The following is a 3,669-nucleotide window of genomic DNA, read 5'->3' as shown; positions in this document are numbered from 1 at the left end:
GTGTGGGCCTGGGGGGAGAACTACCTGGGGCAGCTCGGGGCGGCGGGCCGGCCGGGCCGTGCGACGCCCGGGCAGGTGCCAGGACTGTCGGAGGTGCTGGCGGTGGCGTCTGGCCGGGACCACACGGTGGCGCTCACGCTAGAGGGTTCGGTGTGGACGTGGGGAGGAACCTTCGAGGGCCCCGGTGGGCCGGCGGCTCGCGACGGCCTGCGGACGCCCACGCGCATCACCAGCCTCTCCAACGTGGTGATGGTGGGGGCGGGGATGCACCACTCCGTGGCGCTGAAGGACGACGGCACGGTGTGGGCGTGGTCCATCAATCCCCTGTGGTTCCCGGGTGCGCCCCCGTCGAGCTTCGTGCTCGCTCCGACGCAAGTCTCGGGCCTCACGGGAGTCATCGCGGTGTCGGGGGGCGGCTACAACTTCTTCGCATTGAAGGCGGACGGCACGCTGTGGGCGTGGGGCACCAATCCACACGGCAATATCGGCGACGGGACGCTGGATGATGCCCCGCTCCCGGTGCGGGTGCTGGGACTGACGGAGGTGATGGACTTCTCCTCGGGGCTGACTCATTCCGCGGCGCTGAAGGCGGACGGCACGATGTGGACCTGGGGTGAGAACTCCGACGGCCAGCTCGGAGACGGCACCCAGGTCAACCGGCTCTCGCCCATCCAGGTCCAGGGGCTCACGGAAGGGATACGCCTCTCCGCCGGCTTCGCGGACTCCTTCGTGCTGAAGTCGAACGGGACGGTGGAGTCCTGGGGCTTCAATGGCTCTGGGCAACTGGGGGACGGCACGTTCATCACGCGTTCGGTGCCCGCTCCGCTGACGGGCTTCACGGGGGCGGTGTCCCTGTCGGCCGGGCTGCATCACGTGGCGGTGGTGAAGGGGGATGGCTCGGTCTGGACCTGGGGTCTCAACCAGAGCGGGCAGTTGGGCACGGGGACCTTCGTCGACAGCGCCACGCCCGTGCGTGTGTGGTGATTCGCCGCGGGAGTCGGGCTTCGGAGGCGCGCCGGGGCTCGTGACAGGGATTGCAAGACTCGTCTGGAGCAGGGGGACTCATGCAATGCGGTGGGAGAAGTGTGTCCGGCATCCTGGCGTGGGGCGGGTTGCTGTGCGCGCTGGTGCTGGTGGGGTGCACCGAGCGCGGCGCCAGTGGCAAGGCGGCGGAGCTCGCGTCCGCGCGCGCGGCGGAAGGTGTCGCGCGTCAGGGCACGGTGCTGGCGGGGCGCAATCACACGCTGGCGTTGCGCTCGGACGGGACGGTGTGGGCGTGGGGGCGCAATCACCTGGGGCAGCTGGGGGATGGGAGCACCGTCACGCAGAGGCTGGTGCCCGTGAATGTTCCCGGCCTCTCGGCGCTGTCCGTCGCCGCGGGCGCCGCTCATGCGCATGCGATTCAAGGAGACCGGGGCGAGTGGTCCTGGGGTGACAGCACTTCGGGGCAGCTTGGCACGGGCCTGTCTCCTGTTCGAGTGTCACCCGTGAGGGTCTGGTAGCGCGGCAAAGGCAGCACGAAGTCCGGGAGGGCCTCGTGCTGCTGCGAGCACCCTCCCGACCGCGCCCCTGCTTCGCGCGGGTCCTGTTTGGAAGTTCTCGTCGTCGGGCTGTCTGAAAAGGGGTGTCCCATGGAGCGTGTCGCGAGACGTGTGTCTGGAATCCCGGTGTGCTGGCTGTTGTGCGTGATGTGGCTGGCGAGTTGTGGTGAGCCGGGTGCATTCGAAAATTCCGAACTCGGCACCATCCGTGCCGCTGAGGGCGCCTCGCGCCAGGGCACGGTGATGGCGGGGCGGCACCACACGTTGGCGCTGCGCTCGGATGGGACGGTGTGGTCCTGGGGCGGAAATGCCTTTGGACAATTGGGCAATGGCACCACCCGCCCTCGTCCTGCGCCCACGCGCGTGTGGCGTCTGTTCAGCATCAGGGCCATTGGCGCCGGGGAGCTGCATTCGCTGGCGTTGAAGTCGGACGGGACGGTGTGGTCCTGGGGCTACAACAGCAGCGGCCAGCTCGGGGATGGCAGCCTCGTCTCTCGCTCGGTGCCCGCGGCCCTGCCGAACCTGACGAACGTGGTGGGCATCGCCGCCGGCTTCTCCCACTCCGTGGTCCTGAAGGCGGACGGGACGGTGTGGGCCTGGGGCAACAACGCGACAGGGCAGTTGGGAGATGGGACGACGGTGCGAAAGACCTCACCTGTGCAGGTGCAGGGCCTGACGGGCGTGGTGTCCATCGCGGCGGGCAATGCTCATTCAATGGCGCTGACGGCGGACGGCCGGGTGTGGACGTGGGGCGGAAACGCGGATGGTCAGCTCGGCACGGGAACCCTGACAGGCCGCTTGCTGCCCGCCGTCCTCCCAGGGATGACGGGCGTGACGGCGGTGACCGGCGGTGGCTCTCACTCGGTGCTGTTGAAGACGGATGGCACGGTGTGGAGCTGGGGGAGGAATGACGAGGGACAGCTGGGGCTGGGCACCTCGGCGGCGAGCCTGGTCCCCACGCAGGTGCCAGGGCTGACGGGTGTCGCCGCGGTGGTGGGTGGAGGCCAGCACACGGTGGCGCTGAAGGGGGATGGAACGGTGTGGGCGTGGGGCAGCAACCTGAGAGCGCAGCTGGGAGACGGAACGCAGACGCAAAGACTGTCACCGTTCCAGGTGCCCGGGCTCACGCAGGTCAAGGGCGTGTCGGCGGGAGGTGGGCAGCACTCGGTGGCGGTGGTGGCCACGGGCGAGGTATGGGCCTGGGGCTCCAACTCCGACGGACAGGTGGGGGATGGGACCTATCTGATGAAGCTGGCGCCCGCGCTGACGCGGGGGTTGCTGGAGCGCGTGGAGGCCTCCTCGGGAGGGCGCCATTCCCTGGCGCTCAAGGCGGATGGCACCGCGTGGGCCTGGGGCTCGAATGACCAGTCCCAGCTCGGGGATGGCACGACGCAGACTCGCTGGCTGCCCGTCCAGGTCCCCACGCTGACGCTGATGGCGGCCGTGGCCGCGGGGGCCTACCACTCGGTGGCGCTCAAGGAGAACGGCTCGGTGTGGAGCTGGGGCTCGAACAGCTGGGGAGCGCTGGGGGATGGGACGAACGTCAACCGGGCCCTGCCCGTGAAGGTGGGCACCACGCTCACCGCGTCGGCCGTGGCGGTGGGGGCCTATCATTCGCTGGCCTTGAGTGTGGACGGCTCCGTCTGGGCGTGGGGAGACAACGAGATGGGGCAGCTCGGGGACGGCAATCCCCGGTTCCTGTCCCGGACGGCGCCCGTCAAGGCGCTGGGCCTGGAAGGCGTCGTGGCGCTCTCGGCGGGCGTCGAGCACTCGCTGGCGTTGAAGGCGGATGGAACGGTCTGGACCTGGGGCCGCCAGGACACGTGCGAGGACGTCGAGGACCTGGGCCGGCTGGTCTTCGCGCCAGAGCAGGTGCTGGGGCTGACGGACGTGGTTTCGCTGGGGGCGGGTGTCTGTCATTCGCTGGCGTTGAAGGCGGATGGCACGGTGTGGGCCTGGGGAAGCAACGCGAAGGGGCAGCTGGGGGATGGGAGCTTCACGGCGCGGCTCGCTCCGGCGCGGGTGCCAGGGCTCACGGGGGTGGTGGCGCTGTCGGTGGGAGCCGAGAGTGTCCTGGCCTTGAAGGCGGATGGCACCGTGTGGGGCTGGGGTGCCAACGTCCAGGGGC

At 69.9% G+C, this 3,669-nt stretch carries 2 protein-coding genes and 1 pseudogene; all 3 read left to right on the top strand.

The genetic code is table 11. From position 1 onward, the window contains the following. Positions 1-984, top strand: a 984-nt coding sequence (locus HR086_RS45510) for an RCC1 domain-containing protein (protein WP_373564446.1), incomplete at its 5' end; no start/stop codon positions are given. A 101-nt stretch (positions 985-1,085) separates the two neighbouring features. Then, positions 1,086-1,502 carry a hypothetical protein gene (locus HR086_RS45505; protein WP_174468781.1) on the top strand — a complete coding sequence of 139 codons (417 nt, stop codon included), beginning with the start codon at positions 1,086-1,088 and terminating at the stop codon, positions 1,500-1,502. Between the two features lie 129 nt (positions 1,503-1,631). After that, positions 1,632-3,669 (top strand): annotated as a pseudogene (locus tag HR086_RS45500) (RCC1 repeat-containing protein); the annotation flags it as partial.

Origin of the sequence: Myxococcus sp. CA039A (assembly GCF_013336645.1) — a bacterium.
GTDB classification, from domain to species: domain Bacteria; phylum Myxococcota; class Myxococcia; order Myxococcales; family Myxococcaceae; genus Myxococcus; species Myxococcus llanfairpwllgwyngyllgogerychwyrndrobwllllantysiliogogogochensis.
Note: the sequence above shows the minus strand (reverse complement) of the source record. Positions and strands in the feature narration are given on the sequence as shown.